The 22,827-nt window shown below is 61.4% G+C and carries 23 protein-coding genes; 20 read left to right on the forward strand and 3 right to left on the reverse strand.

Annotated elements, in window-relative coordinates; all coding sequences use genetic code 11:
* The first annotated feature begins 140 nt into the window (after positions 1-140).
* The 4 genes from dprA to ACXAEK_RS20575 all read left to right on the forward strand — a co-directional run bounded on the left by dprA (position 141) and on the right by ACXAEK_RS20575 (position 5,907).
* A complete protein-coding gene (gene dprA / locus ACXAEK_RS20560) occupies positions 141-1,319 on the forward strand; it encodes a DNA-processing protein DprA (protein ID WP_475044776.1) in 1,179 nt (392 codons plus the stop codon).
* 157 nt (positions 1,320-1,476) lie between these two features.
* Entirely contained in the window at positions 1,477-4,125 is a 2,649-nt protein-coding gene (topA, locus tag ACXAEK_RS20565) for a type I DNA topoisomerase (protein WP_475044777.1), read from the forward strand.
* A gap of 427 nt (positions 4,126-4,552) precedes the next feature.
* Positions 4,553-5,278 carry a CoA transferase subunit A gene (locus ACXAEK_RS20570; RefSeq protein ID WP_019298342.1) on the forward strand — a complete coding sequence of 242 codons (726 nt, stop codon included), beginning with the start codon at positions 4,553-4,555 and terminating at the stop codon, positions 5,276-5,278.
* A complete protein-coding gene (locus tag ACXAEK_RS20575) occupies positions 5,278-5,907 on the forward strand; it encodes a 3-oxoacid CoA-transferase subunit B (RefSeq protein ID WP_475044779.1) in 630 nt (209 codons plus the stop codon). Before ACXAEK_RS20570 ends, ACXAEK_RS20575 begins: the two co-directional genes overlap by 1 nt.
* Positions 5,908-5,960: 53 nt before the next feature.
* Here ACXAEK_RS20575 and ACXAEK_RS20580 read toward each other — a convergent pair whose 3' ends face one another.
* Complete coding sequence (locus ACXAEK_RS20580; protein ID WP_475044781.1) at positions 5,961-6,443, reverse strand: hypothetical protein; 483 nt, start codon at positions 6,441-6,443, stop codon at positions 5,961-5,963.
* Between the two features lie 723 nt (positions 6,444-7,166).
* On the opposite strand from ACXAEK_RS20580, the gene ACXAEK_RS20585 reads away from it, so the two are divergent.
* Complete coding sequence (locus tag ACXAEK_RS20585) at positions 7,167-7,733, forward strand: TetR/AcrR family transcriptional regulator (protein ID WP_475044783.1); 567 nt, start codon at positions 7,167-7,169, stop codon at positions 7,731-7,733.
* Between the two features lie 10 nt (positions 7,734-7,743).
* Here the strand turns inward: ACXAEK_RS20585 and ACXAEK_RS20590 are convergent, their stop codons facing one another.
* Entirely contained in the window at positions 7,744-8,553 is an 810-nt protein-coding gene (locus ACXAEK_RS20590; protein WP_475044784.1) for a lytic transglycosylase domain-containing protein, read from the reverse strand.
* A gap of 356 nt (positions 8,554-8,909) precedes the next feature.
* On the opposite strand from ACXAEK_RS20590, the gene ACXAEK_RS20595 reads away from it, so the two are divergent.
* From ACXAEK_RS20595 to ACXAEK_RS20660, 14 genes are all read left to right on the forward strand, one after another.
* Entirely contained in the window at positions 8,910-9,110 is a 201-nt protein-coding gene (locus ACXAEK_RS20595; RefSeq protein ID WP_475044785.1) for a hypothetical protein, read from the forward strand.
* Positions 9,111-9,433: 323 nt separating this feature from the next.
* Complete coding sequence (locus ACXAEK_RS20600; RefSeq protein ID WP_475044786.1) at positions 9,434-9,634, forward strand: hypothetical protein; 201 nt, start codon at positions 9,434-9,436, stop codon at positions 9,632-9,634.
* A 251-nt stretch (positions 9,635-9,885) separates the two neighbouring features.
* Positions 9,886-10,062 (forward strand): hypothetical protein, encoded by a 177-nt coding sequence (locus tag ACXAEK_RS20605; RefSeq protein ID WP_475044788.1) that lies wholly within the window; start codon positions 9,886-9,888, stop codon positions 10,060-10,062.
* 124 nt (positions 10,063-10,186) lie between these two features.
* Positions 10,187-11,044 carry a Flp pilus assembly protein CpaB gene (gene cpaB, locus ACXAEK_RS20610; RefSeq protein ID WP_475044789.1) on the forward strand — a complete coding sequence of 286 codons (858 nt, stop codon included), beginning with the start codon at positions 10,187-10,189 and terminating at the stop codon, positions 11,042-11,044.
* A 215-nt stretch (positions 11,045-11,259) separates the two neighbouring features.
* Positions 11,260-12,666: a type II and III secretion system protein family protein gene (locus ACXAEK_RS20615; RefSeq protein WP_475044790.1), complete on the forward strand. Its 1,407-nt coding sequence runs from the start codon at positions 11,260-11,262 to the stop codon at positions 12,664-12,666.
* A 15-nt stretch (positions 12,667-12,681) separates the two neighbouring features.
* Positions 12,682-13,311, forward strand: coding sequence for an OmpA family protein (locus ACXAEK_RS20620; RefSeq protein WP_475044791.1), 630 nt, complete (start codon positions 12,682-12,684; stop codon positions 13,309-13,311).
* A 154-nt stretch (positions 13,312-13,465) separates the two neighbouring features.
* Positions 13,466-14,695 carry a CpaE/TadZ family protein gene (locus tag ACXAEK_RS20625; RefSeq protein WP_475044793.1) on the forward strand — a complete coding sequence of 410 codons (1,230 nt, stop codon included), beginning with the start codon at positions 13,466-13,468 and terminating at the stop codon, positions 14,693-14,695.
* A 23-nt stretch (positions 14,696-14,718) separates the two neighbouring features.
* Entirely contained in the window at positions 14,719-16,152 is a 1,434-nt protein-coding gene (locus ACXAEK_RS20630) for a CpaF family protein (protein WP_475044795.1), read from the forward strand.
* Positions 16,152-17,120: a type II secretion system F family protein gene (locus ACXAEK_RS20635; protein WP_475044796.1), complete on the forward strand. Its 969-nt coding sequence runs from the start codon at positions 16,152-16,154 to the stop codon at positions 17,118-17,120. Before ACXAEK_RS20630 ends, ACXAEK_RS20635 begins: the two co-directional genes overlap by 1 nt.
* 10 nt (positions 17,121-17,130) lie before the next feature.
* Positions 17,131-18,114: a type II secretion system F family protein gene (locus ACXAEK_RS20640; RefSeq protein WP_475044798.1), complete on the forward strand. Its 984-nt coding sequence runs from the start codon at positions 17,131-17,133 to the stop codon at positions 18,112-18,114.
* Positions 18,114-18,704, forward strand: a complete 591-nt coding sequence (locus ACXAEK_RS20645) for a tetratricopeptide repeat protein (protein WP_475044800.1) — start codon at positions 18,114-18,116, stop codon at positions 18,702-18,704. The genes ACXAEK_RS20640 and ACXAEK_RS20645 overlap by 1 nt, the downstream gene beginning before the upstream one ends.
* 29 nt (positions 18,705-18,733) lie before the next feature.
* Positions 18,734-19,582, forward strand: coding sequence for a tetratricopeptide repeat protein (locus ACXAEK_RS20650; protein WP_475044801.1), 849 nt, complete (start codon positions 18,734-18,736; stop codon positions 19,580-19,582).
* 3 nt (positions 19,583-19,585) lie between these two features.
* Positions 19,586-20,098 (forward strand): prepilin peptidase, encoded by a 513-nt coding sequence (locus tag ACXAEK_RS20655; protein ID WP_475044803.1) that lies wholly within the window; start codon positions 19,586-19,588, stop codon positions 20,096-20,098.
* Positions 20,099-20,233: 135 nt separating this feature from the next.
* On the forward strand, positions 20,234-21,541 hold the full coding sequence (locus ACXAEK_RS20660) for an ATPase (protein ID WP_475044804.1): 1,308 nt from the start codon (positions 20,234-20,236) through the stop codon (positions 21,539-21,541).
* Positions 21,542-21,582: 41 nt separating this feature from the next.
* Here ACXAEK_RS20660 and ACXAEK_RS20665 read toward each other — a convergent pair whose 3' ends face one another.
* A complete protein-coding gene (locus ACXAEK_RS20665) occupies positions 21,583-22,353 on the reverse strand; it encodes a nuclear transport factor 2 family protein (protein ID WP_475044805.1) in 771 nt (256 codons plus the stop codon).
* Positions 22,354-22,444: 91 nt separating this feature from the next.
* Here ACXAEK_RS20665 and ACXAEK_RS20670 point away from each other — a divergent pair, with 91 nt between their 5' ends.
* Positions 22,445-22,813 (forward strand): winged helix-turn-helix transcriptional regulator, encoded by a 369-nt coding sequence (locus ACXAEK_RS20670; protein ID WP_475044807.1) that lies wholly within the window; start codon positions 22,445-22,447, stop codon positions 22,811-22,813.
* Positions 22,814-22,827 lie beyond the last annotated feature (14 nt).

Consider the following 22,827-nt stretch of genomic DNA (forward strand, 5'->3'; position numbering starts at 1 on the left):
TTCCCGCGAGGCCAGCAATTTTCCAATTATTTTCTACACTTATGAAAATTTTCATGGCTTTGACCAAAAACCGCCGCACGTTCACCAACTGTTAACCGCCTTAGGGTTAATCCTAATCCTGCAAACAGGCGGAGCTGCGGATGACTGAAGAAGCACATTCTTCCACTCACCCCCCACTCCCACCCACCACGGAAGATACGCAGTATTCCTGGCTTCGTCTGTTGCGCTCCAAGCGGGTAGGACCGGTGACGTTTCACCGGCTGCTCGCCGAATATGGTTCAGCGCAGAACGCGCTGGATGCGCTGCCCGAAGTGGCACGCTCCGCAGGCATCAAGGGGTATGAAACATGCCCTGCCAAAGCGGTGGACGCCGAAATTAAGGCCGCAAAAGCCGCCAAAGCGCGGCTTTTGTGCTTTTTGGATCCCGAGTATCCCGAACTCCTCGCCGGGCTGAAGGACGCGCCCCCTCTGCTATGGGCAATTGGCGACCTGTCAATTCTGAAGCGCCCGATGGTTTCCATGGTCGGTGCACGCAATGCCTCGTCCCTCGGGCTGAGGATGGCGCGGTCATTGGCGCAGAACCTGGGAGAAGCCGGTTTCGCAGTGGTCTCCGGCATGGCCCGCGGCATTGATACCGCCGTGCACCAGGCCGCCCTGGGCAGCGGCACAATTGCCGTGCTGGCCGGCGGCGCCGATGTGATTTACCCGGCAGAAAACGCCAAGCTGGCGCAGCAAATCAGCGAAACCGGGCTGCGCCTTTCTGAACAGCCAATGGGCCTCACCCCCCAGGCCCGCGACTTTCCCAAGCGCAACCGGATCATCGCCGGCATGGCCCGCGCCGTAGTGGTGGTGGAGGCGGCTGCGAAATCCGGCAGCCTGATCACTGCCCAGGACGCACTGGATTACGGCCGCGAGGTGCTGGCGGTGCCTGGCCATCCGTTTGACGCCCGCAGTTCCGGTTGCAACCGGCTGATCCGGGACGGCGCCCTGCTGGTCAGGGATGCCGCTGATGTTCTGGCCGCACTGCCGCCGCAAGCCGCGACGGCAGTTCCATTCGCACCGGAAACACTGCAGCAGGCAATGGCAGACTTGCCGCCGCCGCCGCCCCAGCGTCGCAGCCTTGCCGAAACCCACGCGCTGCATCAGCAGATCCTTGGCAGGCTGGGCCCCTCCCCGACAACACAAACAGAATTGATCCGCGATCTGTCGCTGCCGCCGCAGCAGGTCGTCCCGGCCTTGACCGATCTGGAGCTGGAAGGCGCCATCCGCCGGCAGCCTGGCGGCTTGCTGTCCAAGGCACTCCCCGAGGAGGACGGTTGAACCCGGCAGCGCAGTCCAATCCGCCCCGGCAAAAAGCAGCAAATGCGGCCCCTCCGGTGCCGCGGCCATTATACCCGGATTGACAATCTCCCCTTGCACCCCACATCTTGCCCCGCCATAGAACCCGGCAAAGCGGTCCGAAGAGGTATCAGAATTTATGCCAGTTGTTGTTGTCGAATCCCCGGCCAAAGCAAAAACAATCAATAAGTACCTTGGCCCCGACTATACGGTTCTGGCGTCTTACGGGCATGTGCGCGACCTGCCGCCCAAGGACGGATCGGTCGATACCGACAATGATTTCGGCATGACCTGGGAGGTCGCCAACGATTCCCGCAAACACGTGAAGGCCATCGCCGACGCGCTGAAAGAGGACAATGCGCTGATTCTCGCCACTGACCCCGACCGCGAGGGAGAGGCGATCAGCTGGCACCTGCAGGAGGCACTGACCAAGCGGCGCTCGATCAAGAAGGACACCGCCGTCAGCCGGGTGACCTTCAACGCGATCACCAGGGAAGCGGTGACTGAGGCGATGCAGAACCCGCGCCAGGTCGACATGCCGCTGGTGGAGGCCTATCTGGCCCGGCGCGCACTCGATTACCTCGTGGGCTTCAACCTGTCGCCGGTCTTGTGGCGCAAGCTTCCCGGTGCGCGTTCAGCCGGCCGGGTGCAATCCGTCTGCCTGCGCCTGATCGTCGAGCGCGAGATGGAGATCGAGGCCTTCAACCCGCAGGAATACTGGTCCGTGCGCGCCCAGCTGGCCACCCCCCGCGGCCAGGAGTTTGAGGCCCGTCTGACCGTCATGGGCGGCGACAAGCTCGACAAATACAGCCTGAAAAACTCCACCTCTGCTGAAATGGCGGTGCAGGCCGTAGCCTCGCGCAAGCTGTCGGTGCTGTCGGTGGAGGCAAAGCCCGCGGCCCGCAACCCCTCTGCCCCCTTCATGACCTCGACCCTGCAACAGGAAGCCAGCCGCAAGTTCGGCATGGGTGCGCGCCAGACCATGAACGCGGCGCAGCGGCTTTATGAGGCCGGCCTCATCACCTATATGCGGACCGACGGCATCGACATGGCGCCGGAGGCGGTGCAGGAAGCCCGCGCCGAGATCGAAAAACGCTATGGCGCCGAATACGTGCCGTCCTCGCCGCGAATCTACAAGAACAAGGCGAAGAACGCCCAGGAAGCGCACGAGTGTATCCGCCCCACCGACATGAGCCGCGATGCCGCCAGCCTGAAGGTCAGCGACGACGATCAGCGCAAGCTTTATGACCTGATCTGGAAGCGGACCCTGTCCTGCCAGATGGAAGGCGCCCGGCTGGAGCGCACCACCGTCGATATCGGCTCCAGTGACCAGCAGGTCGTGCTGCGCGCCACCGGTCAGGTGGTGCTGTTTGACGGCTTCATGCGCGTTTACGAGGAAGGCCGCGACGACGTGGCGGATGAGGACGACAAGCGCCTGCCGCAGATCATGCAGGGCGAGGCGCTGAAATTCGCGTCCTCGCTGGCGGCGCAGGCTGAGAAGGCCGGCAAGGACGCCTCGGTTCTGTCCGAAGACGGCGCTGTGCTGGCGCTGCAGCACCACACCCAGCCGCCGCCCCGCTATACCGAGGCAACGCTGGTCAAGCGGATGGAAGAGCTGGGCATTGGACGCCCCTCCACCTATGCCTCCGTGATCACCACGATCCAGGACCGGGAATACGTCCGCAAGGAAAAGAACCGCCTGTTCCCCGAGGATAAAGGCCGGATCGTCACCATCTTCCTGCTGAACTTCTTCCGCAAATACGTCGGTTACGAGTTCACCGCCAATCTGGAGGAAGAACTGGATGACGTGAGCGCCGGCGACGGCGACTACAAGGAGCTTCTGGGCAAATTCTGGCGGGATTTCTCTGCCGCCATAGCCGAAACTTCCGAGCTGCGCATCACCGAGGTGCTGGACGTGCTGGACGACGCGCTGGCACCGCAGCTTTATCCGCCGCGTGAAGACGGCTCAGACCCGCGCACCTGCCCGAAATGCGGCGCAGGCCAGCTGCACCTCAAGACCTCGCGCACCGGCGGCTTTGTCGGCTGCGGCAACTATCCTGAGTGCAACTACACCCGGCCGATTTCCGGTGAAGGCGCCGAGGGCTATGAGCGTATTCTGGGTGAGGACGACGGCGACGAGATCCACCTGAAATCCGGCCGTTTTGGACCCTATGTCCAGCGCGGCGAGGCGACGCCCGAGAACAAGAAGCCGCCGCGCTCCTCGCTGCCCAAGCAGGGCAAGGATTTCCTGCCCGGCTGGGGCCCGAATGAGATCACCCTGGAGCAGGCGCTAACCCTCTTGACCCTGCCGCGCGAGATCGGCCAGCACCCGGACGGCGGCGCGATCCAGTCCAACCTGGGCCGCTTCGGGCCTTATATCGCACACCAGCTGCCGGATGAGGAAAAGCCGGTTTACGTGAACCTCAAGGAGACGCTGGACGTCTTTGAGATTGGCATGAACCGCGCGGTGGAGATGCTGGCCGAGAAACGCGCCAACCCGGGCCGCCGCGGCAGCCGGGCTGCAGCCAAACCGCTGAAGGAGCTTGGCGAACACCCTGACAGCGGCGGTGCCATCAACATCATGGACGGGCGGTACGGGCCTTACGTCAAATGGGAGAAGGTGAACGCCACCCTGCCCAAGGACGTGGAGCCCAAGGACGTGACCATGGAAATGGCGGTGCAGCTGATTGCCGAGAAGTCCTCCAAGGGCGGTAAAAAGAAGACGGCGGCGAAGAAGCCCGCCGCCAAGAAGAAGGCTGCACCGAAGAAAGCTGCCGCCAAGGAGTGACTGGGCGCCGGCGGGGATCTCCCGCCAACTCCGGGAGCATTGCCATGCGCCCTGACCCGTTGGGCCCGGCGCCGCTGGTGCGGCGCAGGCCGGGTACCCCGCCCTCCGTTTCGCAGCGGGTCAAGGGCGGCGCAGCCGCCGCGCCAGCGGCTTGCCCTTGAGGCGCTGGGAAATTAGGACACACTGGCAAACGCCCTTCAAGGGCAGACCTGCCCTTGAAGGGCTTCTCAGCAAACCCTTTCTTGCGCCGCGAAGCGGCGCCAGGCCCAAGCCTGCTGGCTCCATTGCTGCTGGCAATTGAGCCTGAAAGGCGCGGGAGCCCCACTCTGCCTGCCTTCCGTAGAAATACGCATCCTTCTCCGTATTCATTGACTCCGAACCGGCAGAGGGCCAGAACTCAGCGCAACCGGCATAATGGGAGATCTCCATGAAAAAGGTATATTCCAGCGCCGCTGAAGCGCTCGACGGGCTGCTTCACGACGGCATGTTCATCGCCGCAGGCGGCTTTGGCCTCTGCGGCATCCCCGAACTGCTGTTGCAGGCGATCAAGGACGCAGGCACCAAGGACCTGACCTTCGCCTCCAACAACGCGGGCGTCGATGATTTCGGCATCGGCATCCTGCTGCAAACGCGGCAGGTGAAGAAGATGATCTCCTCCTACGTGGGGGAAAACGCCGAATTCATGCGCCAGTACCTAAGCGGCGAGCTGGAGCTGGAATTCAACCCGCAAGGCACCCTGGCGGAGCGGATGCGCGCCGGCGGCGCGGGCATCCCGGGCTTCTTCACCAAGACCGGCGTTGGCACCGTGATTGCCGAAGGCAAGATGGAAAAGCAGTTCCCCACCGGGCCGGACGGTGCCATGGAGGATTACATCATGGAGGAAGGCATTTTTGCCGACCTCGCCATCGTCAAGGCCTGGAAAGCGGATGAGACCGGCAACCTGGTGTTCCGCAAGACTGCCCGCAATTTCAATGCGCCGGCCGCCACCTGCGGCAAGGTCTGCGTGGTTGAGGTTGAGGAAATCGTGCCCACCGGCTCGCTGGACCCGGACTCGATCCACCTGCCCGGCATCTACGTGCACCGCATCATCAAGGGCGACCACGAGAAACGCATCGAACAGCGCACCGTCCGTCAGAAGAAGGAGCAAGCATAATGCCTTGGGACCGCAATCAGATGGCGGCGCGCGCCGCACAGGAACTGCAGGACGGGTGGTATGTGAACCTTGGCATCGGCATTCCGACGCTGGTCTCCAACTACATCCCCGAAGGTGTGGAAGTGACCCTGCAGTCGGAGAACGGCATGCTGGGCATGGGCCCCTTCCCCTATGAAGGCGAAGAGGATGCCGACCTGATCAACGCCGGCAAGCAGACCATCACCGAACTGCCGCAGACCGCCTATTTCGACTCGGCGCAGTCGTTTGCGATGATCCGCGGCGGCAAGATCGCGATGGCGATCCTGGGTGCAATGGAAGTGGCCGAGAACGGCGACCTGGCGAACTGGATGATCCCGGGCAAGCTCGTGAAGGGCATGGGCGGCGCCATGGACCTGGTTGCGGGCGTCGGCCGTGTGGTGGTGGTGATGGACCACACCAACAAGCACGGCGACAGCAAGGTGCTGAAGGAATGCACCCTGCCGCTGACCGGCAAGGGTGTAGTGGACCGGATTATCACCAACCTCGGCGTTTTGGACGTCGTGGACGGCGGCTTGAAGATTGTCGAGCTGGCCGAGGGCGTCAGCGAGGACGAGCTGCGGGCGGCAACCCAGGCCACAATCGCCGACTGATCCCCGGTAAAACCGCATATGAAAAAGCCCGCCAGTTTCAGGCGGGCTTTTTTTCAAACTCCAGCTGGCAGGCTCTCTCCCGGCCGCATCCTGGGACGCAGCGCGGTCCATACGGCGCCCTCCGGCGGGTTGACGATCTCCCACATATAGACTTGCTTGTCGTACCAGTTGACGATCTTCTCTTGTCCATCTTCAAAGACAACCACGCAATAGCTGCCGTCCGCCGGGTCGCAGCTGTCACGGTCCAGCCAAGTGACAATGACGGGGTCAACTACATGCCGGTTGAACAGAACCTGGGCCTTGACCATCTTACCGGACACATACAGCCCGCCGCCAAACAATACCGCCGCCAGCACAAGAAAACCGGGGGCCGAAAAGTTGCGGAACGGGCTAGCCTTGGCGATGCCCGGTGCAAAGGCCACAAAAACCAACCTGCCGAAGAACCCGACAAACGCAATTGTTCCGATCAAGACGATATTGCCGGTCAATTCTTGCGAGCCCGCGGCCACTGCCGTTGGATCAATCCCTAAGTCCAATACCTGCCTCCAATGACATAATGGTCTAAATCAGGTGGTGAAAATCAATAAAATCAGGCAAAAAGATGGTTTCAGAGCGAAGCTTCCGAAAAATGTCCCGAAATTCACGGCACCAGCAGCCGGAGAGAGGCCTAGCCCCGCAACGGCTGCTGGCTTTTACAGGCAAAGCGGCTCCTCTGTGCACAGTCTAGCGCTGCTCTGCCGCCAAGCTCTGCACAGCCTCTGCGCCTCCTTGCGCCCGCGGGAGTGTCACTGGCAGCAACGCTCCGCCGGCGAGTACCGCGGCGCATACAGCGAGAAGCACGTCACGTTTCATTGCAGCCCCTCCGGTCCTGGTCTTCCCGGTCCCGGCAGGCAGGTCATGCCTTGCTCTCGTCTGAAATCACCTTCGAACACAACCCGGCAGGGCTGACGGGCTGGGTTCCTTCCGCTGGAACAGTCAATGCTGCGGCGATGCAGGATGCCAGGATTACCGGCCCGAGCGGCGAGGCCATTGGCTTGAAGAGGCGTCTCATGACAATCTCCCTGATTAAAAGTGTACCAATCTGTTAACTTACATTACATGTATGTACCGATCTGTAAACCAATTCAAAACCAAAGGCAGAGTGCTGTAGAATAAAGACAGCTTGCCTCGCTTCACATTGTTTTTGCGCACAAAAACTTTTTATTTGCGGCGGCAGACCGGCAAACATATGTACAGATCAGTACGCAAAAGGACGAATCATGCGCCCGAACAAACGAGATGAACTGGTCCGAAAGGCCCTGGAGGTTTTCTACCGCAGCGGCTTTCACGCGACGGGCATGGATACGCTGGTCAAGGAAACCGGTGTCTCGAAGACATCCATGTACAAGCATTTCCGCACCAAGGATGAGCTCATCATCGCAGTGTTGCGGCTGCGGGATGAAAACTTCCGGAACTGGCTTTACCGGCGGATGGAGGCTCTGTCACCGGACCCGGCCGGGCAGCTTCTTGCGATGTTCACGGCACTGGAAGAATGGTTCGCAAAGCCCGAGTTTGCCGGCTGCATGTTTGTTAAGGCCAGTTCGGAGTTCCAGGACCGCAGCCATCCAGTGTACCGGCAATCCACAGAACATAAGCAGCTTCTGCTGGATCATTTCACCCGTCTGGCAGAGTCAGCAGGTGCTGCGGATCCAGCAGCCCTGGCCCGTAAACTGCTCATGCTGAAGGAAGGCGCGATCATCCTGGCAGCCATGTCCGTCACCCCCGCCCCTGCAGAAGACGCGCTGAATACCGCAAGGCTGCTGCTTACCGACGCTCTGCTGGAATGACGAACCGCCCCTATTTGGCGGTCCGGAACACGCAGCCGTCAGACAGGAACTGCGGCGGAGTCATGCATAGGCCCCGCGCGACCTGATAGGCGGCCAGCACCTTAGGCACGTAATCGCGGGTCTCGGCAAAAGGCGGCACCCCTTGATGGGCGCGTACCGCGCCTTCGCCTGCATTATACCCTGCCAGCACCAGGATAGGGTCGCCGCCGAACTCTCCCATCAGCCAGTCCAGGTATTTCACACCGCCGGAAATATTCTGCTGCGCTTCCAGCGCGTCGCTCACGCCGAACCGGGCAGCCGTATCAGGCATCAGCTGCATCAGCCCTTGCGCCCCCGCTGCGCTGACGGCATCGGCGCGGCCCGCAGATTCGACGGCGATCACGGCCAGCACCAGCGCTGGTGAGACCTCTGTGCCAACACTCTCTGTCAGGATCTGTATTCCGCGTTCCTGAACAATCTCCTGCAACAGCTGCAGCCGCGGCCCCGTCAGCTCCTTGGAGCCGCGCAGCGCTTGCAGCGCGTCATCCAGCCGCCCAGGTCCGCTGTCCTCCAGACCAGCGGCAATCTTGTCCCAGAACCAGCCGTAACGCCCCTCTGGCAAAGGTGATGTTCCGTCTGCCGTCTCTGCATCAGAGGCCGGGGGCTCCTGCACGGCTTGCGGCTCAATCTGCACGGTTATTCGCTTGCCTGCTCCAGGTGCTGGCGGCTTTATACGCTTGGCTTCGAATTCAGGGAAAGGCCGGGGCGGCACCTGCTGCCCCGCCGCGGCAAACGGCACTGCGCAGGCCGCCAGGGCCAATACTGCGTTGCGAAACGGCATTTCTTTGCCTGCCTCTGGTTTCTGCTTGCTTCAAAATGAAAAACTTAGAGCCCGAACACCAGCTTTTGCGCCCCAGAATCTGGCGCAACCGCCTTATTTCGCTCTGACTGGCGCCGAATTACCACGGGACACGAGCAGGTAACTGAATTTTAACCCAGCAAAATCAATGCCGTACAGAAATCATTGCCGAAAAGTAAAAATTAGGCGGGAATTTCCGGGTTTCGGCCCAAATCCTGCCACGCTGCACTGGCTATATGTACTCATCCAAGCCGGACAGGGACCAAGCAGGTGAGAGTGCAAACCCTGGCGAGATGGCGGGATGACGAAAATTCTGAGATCCTTTGGAGGGACCAACCATGATCAAATTCTTCAAAAACTTCCGCAAAGACGAATCCGGCGCCGTGACCGTCGACTGGGTTGTTCTGACCGCTGCCGTCGCAGCTCTGGCCGGCGTTGTCTACACCGCCATCCAGGACGGCGCATCCGACCTGACCAGCAGCACCGGCGACTTCCTGTCCGACCAGGCACCTTCGTCCAGCACCGGCGGCACCACCTAAGCCGCACTGCTTGATCGCAAGATTGGCCGCCCTCTTCGGAGGGCGGCCTTTTCTATTGCCAGCCCCCGCTGCCTGAGAGGTTTGCAAGTCTCAGGCCGGAACTGTTTTTTCAACGGCTTCAATGCACCTCTGCCCTTGGCTGCAAATTTTCTTGCCAAAAAGTAAAAATTGGGCGGCAATTCCGGATTTCGGCCTAATTCCTGCCATTCTCCGCTGGCTATATGTACTCATCCAAGCCGGACAGGGGCCAAGCAGGTGAGAGTGCAGACCCTGGCGAGACGGCGGGACACGACAATTTCTGAGATCCTTTGGAGGGACCAACCATGATCAAATTCTTCAAGAATTTCCGCAAGGAAGAATCCGGCGCCGTGACCGTCGACTGGGTTGTTCTGACCGCTGCCGTCGCAGCTCTGGCCGGTGTTGTCTACACCGCCATCCAGGACGGCGCATCCGACCTAACCAGCAGCACTGGCGACTTCCTGTCCGACCAGGCTCCGTCGTCCAGCACCGGCGGCACCACCTAAGCCGCACTGCTTGATCGCAAGATTGGCCGCCCTCTTCGGAGGGCGGCCTTTCCTTTGCCAGCCAAACGCAGCAGCCGGGGCTGAAGAAACAATTTGAAAAGTCTATCAAATACCAGGCTTTTAGGGCGAAATGCACAGGTTTGCGCCCAATTAAGGCCCCATTCATAAAGCTTAATAACCTTAACAGTGGGCGGAGCTGCTTGCAGCAAGCGGAACCGCAGCTGATCAATTAGGGCAGCGAGGTCCGCGACATGAAGAAGTTTAGGTCATTTATTGCCAGCGAAGATGGCGCAATCACAGTGGACTGGGTTATTCTGGCAGCCGCCGTGGCCGGACTGGCCGCGTTGATCGCCGGCCTGATGCAGGACGGCGCCCTGGGGCTGGCGGATGCGCTGGCGGCCTACATGAGCAACTGGAACTTTGGCTAAGGCACGCTGCCTGACGGGTGGCTGCCATCCGCCGCTGCCCTGGCCAAAGTCCGCAGATGTTTAAAAATCCGTTGGCCGGAACCGCCCCGCGGACACCCGGCTTCGGTTGATGAGAGGTAACACAATGCGTGCAGTTTTCGGACTTGTGCTGATTGTCGGTGTCGCCCTCGCGGGCGGCGCGGTCATGATGGCCAAGAAATACATTTCGGCCTATCAGAACGAACTGGCCCGCGAACGCGCCGCCCGGGCTGAAACGGTCCCGACGGTCGATGTCTTTGTCGCCACCAAACCCCTGAAGTACGGCGAACGCCTGTCCAAGGAAGCCGTACGCGCCGTGCGCTGGCCGGAGAACGCCATTCCCGATGGCGCCTTTACCGCTCTGGACACCCTTTTCCCGCCGCAAAGCGGCGACAAGCTGCGCGTGGTACTGCGCGCGATGGAAAAGGACGAGGCCATCATGGCGGTCAAGGTGACCGCGCCTGGCGAGGATGCCGGCATCACCTCCCGGCTGCAGCGCGGCATGCGGGCCTTTGCGATCAAGGTTGATGTGTCCTCGGGCGTTTCGGGTTTCTTGCGTCCAGGCGACAAGGTCGATGTCTATTGGACCGGCATGATGCCGGGTTCCAGCGGAACCCACGGCGAAGTCACCCGGCTGATTGAGACCAATGTGGAGCTGGTTGCCGTGGACCAGAGCGCCGGCGGCGACATCAGTGAAGCCATCATCGCCCGCACCGTTACGGTTGCGGCCCTGCCCAAACAGGTGGCGGCGCTGGCGCAGGCGCAGACCACCGGGCGCCTGTCCCTGGCGCTGGTCGGTGCAGGCGACGACACCATCGCTTCGGTGGTTGAAGTGGACCAGCGCACATTGCTGGGACTGGGTGCGCTGGAAGCCCCTCAGGAAGTAGAAAAGGAAAAAGTCTGCACCATCAGGACCCGCCGCGGCGCTGAGGTTGTGGAAATCCCGATCCCTTGCACCAACTAGGAATATCATTTCCTTGCAGACCGTTAACAGGTTCAGCCGCCCTTTCACTTCGAAGGGCGGTTGTTTTGCCTGTTGCGCTTGCCCCACAATGCAAACCCCTCAGGAACGGCGCCGAAGCCATTGATTCTTGCAATAATTCGGGATCTGCACCACAGTGGCCCAAAGAGCGGGCAAAAAGACCCGGATTTTGAGGCGTGATCGGAAAGGCAGGTCACATGGCAATTAAACGGTTCGTGGCGGCGGCCCTTATGGGGCTATCGCTAATTGGCATGCCGCAGGCGGATGGGGCATCGGCGCAATCTCTGCGGGTGGTGAAGAAGGGCACGGCGGCAACGCTGGACGTGCCAATGAACCGCGCTGTGGTTGTGGAAAGCGAAACACCCTTTGCAGAGCTGAGCATCGCAAACCCCAGTATTGCGGATATTTCCTCCCTCTCAGACCGCACCATCTATGTGCTGGGCAAATCGCCTGGCCTGACCACCCTGACGCTGCTTGATGGCTCCGGCCGGCTGATCACCAACGTGAACGTGCGGGTGGCTGCGGATGTGACCGAATTCAAGGAACGCCTGCGCCAGATCCTGCCAAACGAGAAGATCGAGGTGCGCACCGCCAATGACGGCATTGTGCTGTCCGGCACCGTGTCCAGCGCCGCACGCCTTCAGCGGGCTCTGGATCTGGCCGAACGCTACGCACCTGAGCGGGTCAGTAACCTGATGTCGGTCGGCGGCGTGCAGCAGGTCATGCTCAAGGTCCGCTTTGCCGAAATGCAGCGCTCGGTTTCGAAATCCCTCAGCGCCTCGCTGGGATTCAACGGCGGCACCGGCAATGGCCGCACCGGCGGCTATAACACCCTGAACACCTCCGGCGCGCTGGCCAACTCGCTGGCCGGCAACATCCCCGCCGCCAATGCCAACACCGGTGCCTTCCTGTTCGGCTTCAACGCAGGCTCCGTCCAGGTCAGCCTGCTGCTGGAAGCGCTGGAGCAAAAAGGCGTGGTCCGCACCCTGGCTGAACCCAACCTGTCTGCCCTGTCGGGACAGGAAGCGAAGTTCCTGGCCGGCGGCGAATACCCAGTTCCGGTCGCGCAGGAAGACGGCGTGATCACCATTGAATTCAAGCCCTTCGGCATTGAGCTGAACTTCATCCCACGGGTGGTCGACGGCGATCTTATCAATCTCGAACTGAACGCTGCGGTGTCGGCGATCGACCCGACCAACTCGCTGGAGCTGAACGGCCTGACCATCGACGCCTTTTCGCGCCGGGAAACGTCAACCACGGTGGAAATGCGCGATGGCGAGAGCTTTGCGATTGCCGGACTGATCCGCGATGAATTCCTCGACAACTCCGCGCAGCTGCCCTGGCTGGGCGATGTGCCGGTTCTGGGCGCGCTGTTCCGCAGCGCCGACTATCAGCGCGAGCAGACCGAGCTGGTGATTATCGTCAGCGCGCATCTGGTCACTCCGACCCGCGGCGAAGCGCTGACCCTGCCGACCGACCGGGTGGCCCCGCCCAGCGAAAAGGACCTGTTCCTGTTCGGCCGCACGGCCCGCACCAAGAACGGCCCGGCTGCCGAGGTGGCCAAGCAGGACTTCAATGGCTCTTACGGCTACGTGCTGGACTGATAAGGAGTGGCACAGATGATCAGAACCGCTGCAATTCTCGGCCTTCTCCTGACCGCAGCTGCCTGCGAGCGGGAAGCCGGGCGAGAGCTGAACCGCAAGGGCGCCTTCGGTGAAGCCACCTTCAACAACGCGGCGGTGATGAGCGGCGAGCGCAGCTATGCGATCCAGTTGGCCAGCAGGTTCGCCAAAGAGGTGCCCAGCACCATTAATTTCGACTTTGACAGCTCCCGCCTGGATGCGGCAGCCCGCAGTGCGCTGGATCAGCAGGCGCGCTGGATCAAGCAATTCCCCGAAGTGCGCTTCCGCGTCTTCGGCCATACCGACGCGGTCGGCAGCAATGCCTACAATAAGTCGCTTGGCCTGCGCAGGGCCCGTGCCGCGGTCAACTACCTGGTCTCGCGCGGTATCAGCCGCAACCGGCTGGAGGCCGTGGTCTCCCACGGCGAAACCCAGCCGCTGATCCCGACGCCGGAGCGCGAACGCCGCAACCGCCGCACCGTGACTGAGGTCAGCGGCTTCCTCAAGCGCCATCCCTCGGTGCTGGACGGGAAATACGCCCAGATCATCTACCGCGAATATCTGGAAAGCGCAGTTCCGGCCACCACCCTGACCGAGCAGAAGTCGATCGAGCGCGCCCTGCAGTAAGCGGTTTTCGCGGCCCAGCGGTTACGAACTAGTAACAATTCCCCACATTTGGGGATTTTTGGCCCCAATATCGCCTAGATTGCCACCGAAATTGTTTCCTAGAGGCGGACTGTGACCTGTGTCCGGACCGCCGGTGGGAACAAGGATGATGGCGATGAGCAGCGGAATGCCGCAAACAGAGACACCTGCGATTGTTGCCTGCACGATCAGCCGCGACGTGCAGAATTTCGATCTTTTGATCGAAGACATGGAAGCCGCTCTGGGAGAGGCCTGGGGTGATCTGGGCTTTACCGAGGCGCTGGCCTTTTTCGGCCAGTCCGGGGCAGAGCCGCTGCAATTTGTCGCCTTGGCCATCGACAGCGCGGATGAGGGCGACCTGCCGCTTTTGGGTGAGATCATCACCCAGGCGAAATCACGCGGCATCAAGGTGATCCTGATAGCCGAGGACGTGACGCCCGCGGCGCTGCACACGCTGCTGCGCCAAGGGGCCGATGAATTTGTCCCCTACCCCTTGCCGGAACAGGAGCTGCAGTCCGCAATCGACCGGCTGCAAGCACCTGAACCGGAGGTGGCGCAGAACCCGCATCAGCTGCAATCCGGCAGCCAGCGCGAGGGCGCCGTGATCGTGTGCCACGGGCTGGCCGGCGGTACCGGCTCCACCACCATGGCTGTTAACCTGGCGTGGGAGCTTGCCGCCCTCAGCGAGCATGATGAACCCAGTGTCTGCCTGCTCGATCTGGATCTGCAGCACGGCTCGGTCTCAACCTATTTGGACCTGCCCCGCCGCGAGGCGGTAATGGAAATGCTGAGCGAAACCGAAAGCATGGATGCAGACCTGTTCGGCCAGGCCCTGCTGCCGTTCCAGGAGCGCCTGCAGGTTCTGACCGCGCCGTCGGAGCTGGTGCCCTTGGACATCCTGTCGCCGGAAGACATCACCCGGGTGGTGGAAATGGCGCGCAGCCACTTCGACTTTGTTGTCATCGACCTGCCCCACACTCTGGTGCAATGGTCGGAAACCGTGCTGAACATGGCCCATGTCTATTTCGCGATGATCGAGCTGGACATGCGCTCCGCGCAAAATGCCCTGCGCATGAAACGGGCGCTTCAGTCGGAGGACCTGCCCTTCGAAAAGCTGCGCTTTGCCCTGAACCGGGCCCCGAAATTTACCGACCTCGCCGGCAAAAGCCGGGTCAAGCGGATGGCGGAATCGCTCAGCATCTCTATCGACCTGCAACTGCCCGATGGCGGCAAGCAGGTTCTGCAGAGCTGCGACCATGGGCTGCCGCTGGCCGTTTCGGCAGCAAAGAATCCCTTGCGCAAGGAAATCGCCAAGCTCGCGGCCTCACTTCATGAGCTGGGCCGGAGAGAAGCAGAAGCCGCCTGAGCGGCTTGAACTGGGGTGAGTTGATGTTTTCCAAGTACAAAAAGCAAGCGGCCAAACCTGCCGCTCCCGCACCTGAACCAGCGGCGGCGGCAGCCGCCGCCAAGCCTGCGGCATCATTGCGTAAGCCGGTCCAGCGCAAGGCGGCCGAGGCCCAGCCGATGGACAAGGAGCGCAAGCGCAAGGAACGCCTGAGCGAAATCAAGATCCAGCTGCACCGGGAGCTTCTGGAAAACCTGAACCTCGCGGCCCTGGAACGCGCGGGCGAAGCAGAGCTGCGTTCTGAGATTGCCAATATCGCGACCGAAATCCTGGCCGAGAAGAGCATCGTTCTGAACCGCGAAGACCGGCAGCAGCTGAACAAGGAACTCTACGACGAGGTCACCGGCCTCGGTCCGCTGGAAGCCTTGCTTCAGGATGACACCGTCAGCGACATTCTGGTCAACGGCCCGCAGCAGATCTTTGTGGAGCGCAGCGGCAAGCTTGAGCTTTCCGACATTGCCTTCAAAGATGAGAAGCATCTGATGCGGATCATCGACAAAATCGTCTCTGCCGTGGGACGCCGTGTCGATGAGAGCAATCCCTATGTAGACGCCCGGCTGGCCGATGGCTCGCGTTTCAACGCGATGGTGCCGCCGATCGCGGTAGACGGTTCGCTGGTGTCGATCCGGAAATTCAAAAAGGACAAGCTGGGCATTGACGACCTGGTGAATTTCGGCGCCTTCACCGAGGAAATGGCCGCCTATCTGCAGGCTGCTGTCTCAACCCGCCTGAACGTGATCGTCTCTGGCGGCACCGGTTCGGGCAAGACAACCACGCTGAACGCGCTGTCGTCCTTCATCGACAACGCTGAGCGCATCCTGACTATCGAGGATACGGCGGAACTTCAGCTGCAGCAGACCCATGTGGGCCGCATGGAAAGCCGCCCGCCCAACGTCGAAGGCAAGGGCGAGGTATCGCCGCGCGACTGTCTGAAGAACGCTCTGCGGATGCGCCCCGACCGCATCATCGTCGGCGAGACCCGCGGCGAGGAAGTGATCGACATGCTGCAGGCCATGAACACCGGTCACGACGGCTCGATGACCACGATCCACGCCAACTCTGCCCGGGACGGTATCTCGCGTCTGGAAAACATGATTGCCATGGCGGGCATTGAAATGCCGATCAAGGCGGTGCGCAGCCAGATCTCCTCGGCGGTGAACCTGATCGTGCAAGCCTCACGCCTGCAGGACGGCTCGCGCCGGATGACGTCGATCACTGAGATCACCGGTATGGAAGGCGATGTGATCTCGATGCAGGAAATCTTCCGGTTCCAGCGCGTCGGGCTGACGCCGGACAACAAGATCATCGGTCATTTTACTGCCACTGGTGTCCGCAGCCACTATTCGGAGCGTTTCCGCCTGTGGGGCTATGACCTGCCGCCGTCGATTTATGAACCCACCGTGATGGAGCCGCGCTGATGCAACTGAGTGCTGAACCGCTTATCTATGGCTTGATCTTCTTTGGGGTTCTGGCCCTGGTTGAAGGCCTGTATCTATTTACCTTCGGCAAATCCATCAGCCTCAACAGCAAGGTCAACCGCCGGCTGGAGATGATGGAGAAGGGCAGCAACCGCGAGCAGGTGCTGGAGCAGTTGCGCAAGGAGCTGGGCCAGCATGCCAAGTCGCAGTCGATCCCGCTCTATTCGCTGCTTTCCGAGCGCGCGCAGAAGGCTGCGATCGCCTTTTCGCCAAAACAGCTGATCCTGATTATGGCCGGGTTAGCCGCAGTTGCCTTTGTCGGTCTCAGCATCGGCACCTCTGCCCCCCTGCCCGTCCGCGTGCTGGGCTCAGTTATTATCGGCATCGGCGCGGTGTTTTTCTGGGTCAACAAAAAAGCCGCCAAGCGGATGGCAATGATTGAGGAGCAGCTGCCGGACGCAGTGGAACTGATGGTGCGCTCCCTGCGCGTCGGCCACCCGTTCACCTCTGCGGTGCAGATCGTCGCGAATGAGGTTGAGGACCCGCTGGCCACGGAGTTCGGCATCATCTCCGACGAATGCGCCTATGGCCGCGATGTCGGCGAGGCACTCAAGGAAATGGCCGAACGCCTGGACATGCAGGACATGCGCTTCCTCGCCGTTGCCGTGACCATCCAGCAGCAATCGGGCGGTAACCTGGCCGAGGTTCTGGCCGGTCTCGCCAAGGTGATCCGTGCCCGCTTCCGCCTGTTCCGCCGGGTCAAGGCGATCACCGCCGAGGCGCAGTGGTCGGGCAAGTTCCTGTCGGGTTTCCCGCTGTTCTGCCTGATCGGCATCCTGGTCAAGGATCCCAACTACTACGACAACGTGCTGGACCATCCCTGGTTTATCCCGGCCTGTTTCGCAGTCGGCGCAATGCTGACAGCCAACCTCTTTGTCATGCGCATGCTGACAAACATCAAAGTCTAAGGAGGCGACCGTGGATTTTCTGACCGGCATAGACAGCTTTCTGACGTCGCAGCTTGGCGAATTCGGCCCGCTCCTGGTGCTGGGCATCGCCGGGCTGTTCATGATCCTGCTGGCGATCCCCCTGCTGCTCAATCAGCCCGAGGACCCGCTGAAAAAGCTGCAAAAAAACATGGCGCCGGAAACCCGGAACACACCCAAGAAGGAGCGGCTGCGTCAGGGCAACCGCAACGAGCAGTTGCAGAAATTCGCAGGCTTCCTGGAACCGCAGAACGAGGAAGAACTCTCAGCCATGGAGCTGAAGCTGCGTCAGGCAGGCTATCACTCCAAGGACTCGGTGCGCCTGTTCCATTTCGCGCAGTTTGCCCTGGGCATTGTCGGCCTGCTGGCCGGTCTGTTCTTTGTCTACGTTCTGAAGGCCGACACGGACTATGACAGCCAGCAGATGGCCATCCGCATCATCGGTCCGGGCGCTGCAGGCTATTTGCTGCCAAAATACTGGATCACCCGCCGCATCGAGGAGCGCAAGCAGAAGATCACCGAAGGGTTCCCGGACGCCTTGGACATGATGCTGGTCTGCGTCGAGGCGGGCCAGTCGCTGGACCAGGCAATCGTCCGCGTTGCAAAGGAACTGCACGCCTCCTTCCCGGAGCTGGCCGAGGAATTCGAAGTCGTCGCCTATGAAATGAAGGCGGGCAAGGAAAAGGACAAGGTGCTGCGCGACATGGGCACCCGCTGCGGCGTGCAGGACGTGTCCTCCTTTGTCACCGTGATGATCCAGTCCTCCAGTTTCGGCACCTCGATCGCCGACGCCTTGCGGGTTTATGCCGGGGAAATGCGTGACAAGCGCGTGATGCGCGCCGAAGAGGCCGCAAACAAGTTGCCCGTAAAGATGACCCTTGCCACAATGGGGCTGACGGTTCCGCCCTTGCTGATCATCCTGGTCGGCCCGTCGGTACAGGGCATCATGAATATGGGCAACGCAGGACCCCAGTAATGACCAAAACGCTACGGGCAGCCGCTGCCCGTCTGCTGAAGGCCACCGCCGCCGCCAGCGCCCTCGCGCTGGCGGCAGCTTGCGCGCCGGGCGGGCTGAAACAGGACAAGAGCAGCCCCTGGGCGCCGGGCGATGATACGCGCGGCCAGGCCGAAGACGGGCTGGTGGTCGGCAACCGGCTGATGGCCGCAGGCGAACACGAACTGGCGCTGCAGGCCTTTACCCGCGCAGCACTTGACCACGGGCTGACCGCCGAGGTGCTGTCCGGCATGGGCTCGGCCAAACTGGGTCTCAGGCGGCTGGGCCAGGCAGAGGAGCTGCTGCGCCAGGCGGTGGATGCCGACCCGTCCTGGCCGGAACCGATGAACAACCTGGGCGTGGCGCTGATGGAACGCGGCAAAACCGCCGAAGCGGTGCAGGTGTTCCAGCGTGCCTATGCGCTTGACAATGGCGAAAGTGACGCAATCCGCGATAATTTACGCCTGGCACTCGCAAAACTGGAAAATCCTGCGCATACTGAGCCTCAAAAACAAGACTACAAATTGGTGCGGCAAGGCAGCGGCAGCTACCTGATTCGCCAAGCACCATAAAGAGGCAGAGCAGTAAAAAGGACGCACCAATGCGCCAGCAGATTTTTCTATCCGCTTCTCTTGCAGGGGCGCTGGTCCTGTCGGCCTGCGCGGAGAAAGGCGATGAAACCGTTGAACGGGCTTTCCAGGAAGTGAATGTCATCGACGAGAGCAATCTCAACGATGTCATGCTGACCGTGGCCGACCCGAATGAGGCAGTTGCCCATTTCCAGCGCACGCTCAAGAACGACCCGGAGCGGATTGAGCTGCAGCGCGGCCTTGCCCATTCCTTGATCCGCGCCAAGCGCAACACCGAGGGCACCGCCGCCTGGAAAAAGGTGGTGACGATGAAGGGCGCCACCAGCCAAGATCACGTGCAACTGGCCGGCGCACTGGTGCGCAGCGGCGAATGGGATGCAGCCAAGGCACAGCTCGATCAGGTGCCCCCGACGCATGAGACCTATGAACGCTACCGGCTGGAGGCCGTGGTCGCGGATGCCGGCAAGGATTGGAAGCGCGCCGACAGCTTCTATGAAATCGCAGCCGGTCTGACCACCAAACCTGCCAAGGTAATGAACAACTGGGGCTATTCCAAACTGACCCGCGGCGACTTTGCCGGCGCAGAGCGCCTGTTCGGCGAGGCGATCCGTCAGGATCAGGGCCTGTTCACGGCCAAGAACAACCTGGTGCTGGCCCGCGGTGCGCAACGCAATTACACCCTGCCGGTGATCCCGCTGGATCAAACCGAACGCGCCCTGCTGCTGCACACGCTGGCGTTGTCGGCAGTCAAGCAAGGCGACGTCGCCATCGGCGAAAACCTCCTGCGCGAGGCGATCGACACCCACCCGCAGCATTTCGAGGAAGCCTCCCGCTCGCTGGCGGCCCTGGAGAACGGCTGATCCATGCAATTCCCGGCCCATGCTGCCCTGTGGTTCCTGCCCTTTGTGCTGCCGCTGTGCTATACAGTTGCGCTGACGGACCTGCGCGGCATGCGCATCCCTAATTGGGCGGTCGATGTTCTGGCAGTGATCTATGTCACTGTTGGGGCGCTGGTGATGCCCAGCTGGGCGGACTATGGCTGGCACATTTTGCATCTGCCGGCGGGCATCGCCCTGGGCTTCCTGTTCTACTCTGCCGGCGCCGTCGGTGCAGGCGACGCCAAATTCGCCGGCGCCGCTGCCCCGTTTTTTGCCCTTGGCGATCTGCGGCTTCTGATGATCATCTTTGCCGCAACCCTGCTGGCAGGGTTCACCGCCCACAGGATCGCCAAATACACTCCCTTGCGGCGGTTGGCGCCCGATTGGCAAAGCTGGGAAACCGGCAAGAGCTTTCCCATGGGCCTGTGCCTGGGCGGCACTCTGGCGCTCTACCTGATCCTGGCAGCGCTGTTCGGCAGCCAGCCCGCGGGCCTGTAAAACTCTCCCTGATTTCTGCCGCCTCCGCGGAAATGCTGCAGCTCTGCCCCGCTGTTGCCACAGTCCTGAATAGTCTGTTTCCAGGAGCGCCCCGCCCGCCGGGGCCAGATATGGATTTCAGGGACAGGCACCGCCATGAACATGCAGAACCTCACCGTTGTGGCCCCACCCGCCCCCAAGGGGCTGGAACAGATGCAGCTGCCGCTGGTGATGATGCGGGACATTCTGCTCAAAACGATTTTCCGTAAAAACGTGGAAAACGTAAGCGAGATCGCCGAGGCGATCTGCCTGCCCTCCTCCGTCACCCAGGAGCTGGTGGACATGGCCCGCGAGCAGAAGCTGCTGGAGGCCACCGGCACGCTGAACGCCAACAGCGGCAACGAAATGGGCTACCAGCTGACTGACGCCGGCAAGTCCCGCGCCCAGGATGCGCTCAGCCAGTCGGAATATTTCGGCGCCATGCCGGTTCCGCTGGCAGTCTACCGCGAGCAGGTGAAGCGCCAGTCGATCCGCAACATCCAGGTGACCCGCGACCAGCTGACCAATGCGATGGGGCATCTGGTGCTGCCCAACAGCCTGCTGGATCACCTCGGCCCCGCAGTCAGCGCCGGTCGTTCGATCCTGATGTACGGCCCGCCGGGCAACGGTAAATCCTCGATCTCCAACGGCATCCGCGATGCGCTGGGGGATCATGTCTATGTGCCGCGCGCCATCGAATACGCAGGCCAGGTGATAACCGTCTATGACCCGATCGTGCACACCGCGGTTGAACAGGAAGCGGAAGATCCCAACGCCCTGCGCCGCCGCCGCCGCTTTGACGAGCGGTACGTGATGTGCGAGCGCCCCACCGTGATCACCGGCGGCGAACTGTCGCTGGACATGCTGGACCTGGTCTACAACCCCACTGCACGTACCTATCAGGCGCCGCTGCAGCTGAAATCCACTGGCGGCATCTTCATCGTCGACGACCTTGGCCGTCAGGCGGAACCGCCGCAGTCCCTGGTCAACCGTTGGATCGTGCCGCTGGAAGAAAGCAAGGATATCCTGGCGCTGCAATCGGGTGAGAAGTTCGAGGTGCCGTTTGACACGCTGGTGATCTTCTCCACCAACTTCCACCCGAATGAGATTTTCGACCAGGCGGCGCTGCGCCGGATCTTCTTCAAGATCAAGATCGACGGCCCGAACCAGGAGAACTTCCTCAAGATCTTTGCCATGGTGGCCCGCAAGAAGGGCATGCCGCTGGACGAGGCCGCGCTGGTGCATCTGCTGAAAAAGAAATACCCGACGATCAACAACATCTACGCCAACTACCAGCCGGTGTTTCTGATCGACCAGATGATTTCGATCTGCGAGTTCGAAGGCATCCCCTACCAGATGTCGCCGGAACTGATCGACCGCGCCTGGGCCAATATGTTCGTCAAGGACGAGCACATCGTGAAGTAAAAAAAGGGCGGGATCATCCCCGCCCTTTTCGCTGAGTGCTATCAGAACTTGCCGTTGTCGTGCGCCATCTCTGCCGGGATCGGGCTGACGGTATCCCAATGCTCGACGATCTTGCCGTCCTCCACCCGGAAAAGATCAAAGAACGCCATCGGTGTTTCTCCCAGGCTGCCCTCTGAGGCGGTGAAGACAAAGTTCCCCTCGGCCACCACAATCGGGGTGCTGGTATAAGCCAGCGCCTGGCCGGTTTCCGCCAGATGCTGGATCATTCCGCCAAGGGCCTCCAGCCCGTCGCCGATATTCGGGTTGTGCTGCAGGTAGGTTTCCGTCGAGACGTAGCTGGTGATCTTCTCCGGCGCCTTGCCGTGCAGGACGTCAGTCACAAACCCCTGCACCAGCGCCTTGTTCTCCGCCGTCTTGTCCAGATCCGTGACCTCGGCCGGGCCGTCGGTCAAGGTGCGGCCAGAGGCGTTCGGCGCGGCGGGCGGCTGCAGGTTGTCCCAGTGTTCGGCCACTTTCCCGCCCTCGACTCGGAACACGTCGAAGGCCACCAGTGTCTCCGCGCCAAAGGCCTGCGCATTATCGTAGGTGCTGTGCAGCACCACCATGTCGCCCTCGGCAATCACCCGGTGGACCTCCATCGTGACACCGCTTTCCTTCAGCGCCGGAATGAAACCGATAATGGGCGCAGCCCCGGTTGGCACCATCGGGTTGTGCTGGATGTAACCCGGTGCCAGCAACTGCTCTGCCGCCTCCGGGTCAAACGCGGTGAAAATCGCCGCTACGGCATTCAGAACGATTTCTTTCGCACTCATCGGATGTCCTTTCGAATCGCATTGTCGTGACGCCCCAATGTGGTATTCTTTTTGCACCTGATATCAATTACGCACTATATAGGAACCAGGTATGCTTCCAGTAACCGCCCTCTCCAAGGAACAGGCAGAGGACTGCCCGATACGGCAGGTTCTGTCGCAGGTGACAGGCAAATGGCAGATGCTGATCGTGCTGGTGCTGGAGGACGGCGCGCTGCGGTTCGGCGCGCTGCGGCGCACCATCGGCGATGTGACCCAGCGGGTGCTGACCGAAAACCTGCGCAAGCTGGAGCGTGACGGCTATATCACCCGCAGCGTCGATCCCGGCCCGCCGGTGGCAGTGTCCTATGCGCTCACTCCCTTGGGGCAGGAATTGCTGGAGCACATGAAATCCCTGACCATCTGGGCCGCCGGGCGGCATCAGCAGGTGCTGCAGGCGCGGACCGTTTATGACAGCAAATGACGTTGCAATGACCG

The sequence above is a fragment of the Leisingera sp. ABM4_101 genome (assembly GCF_056158725.1).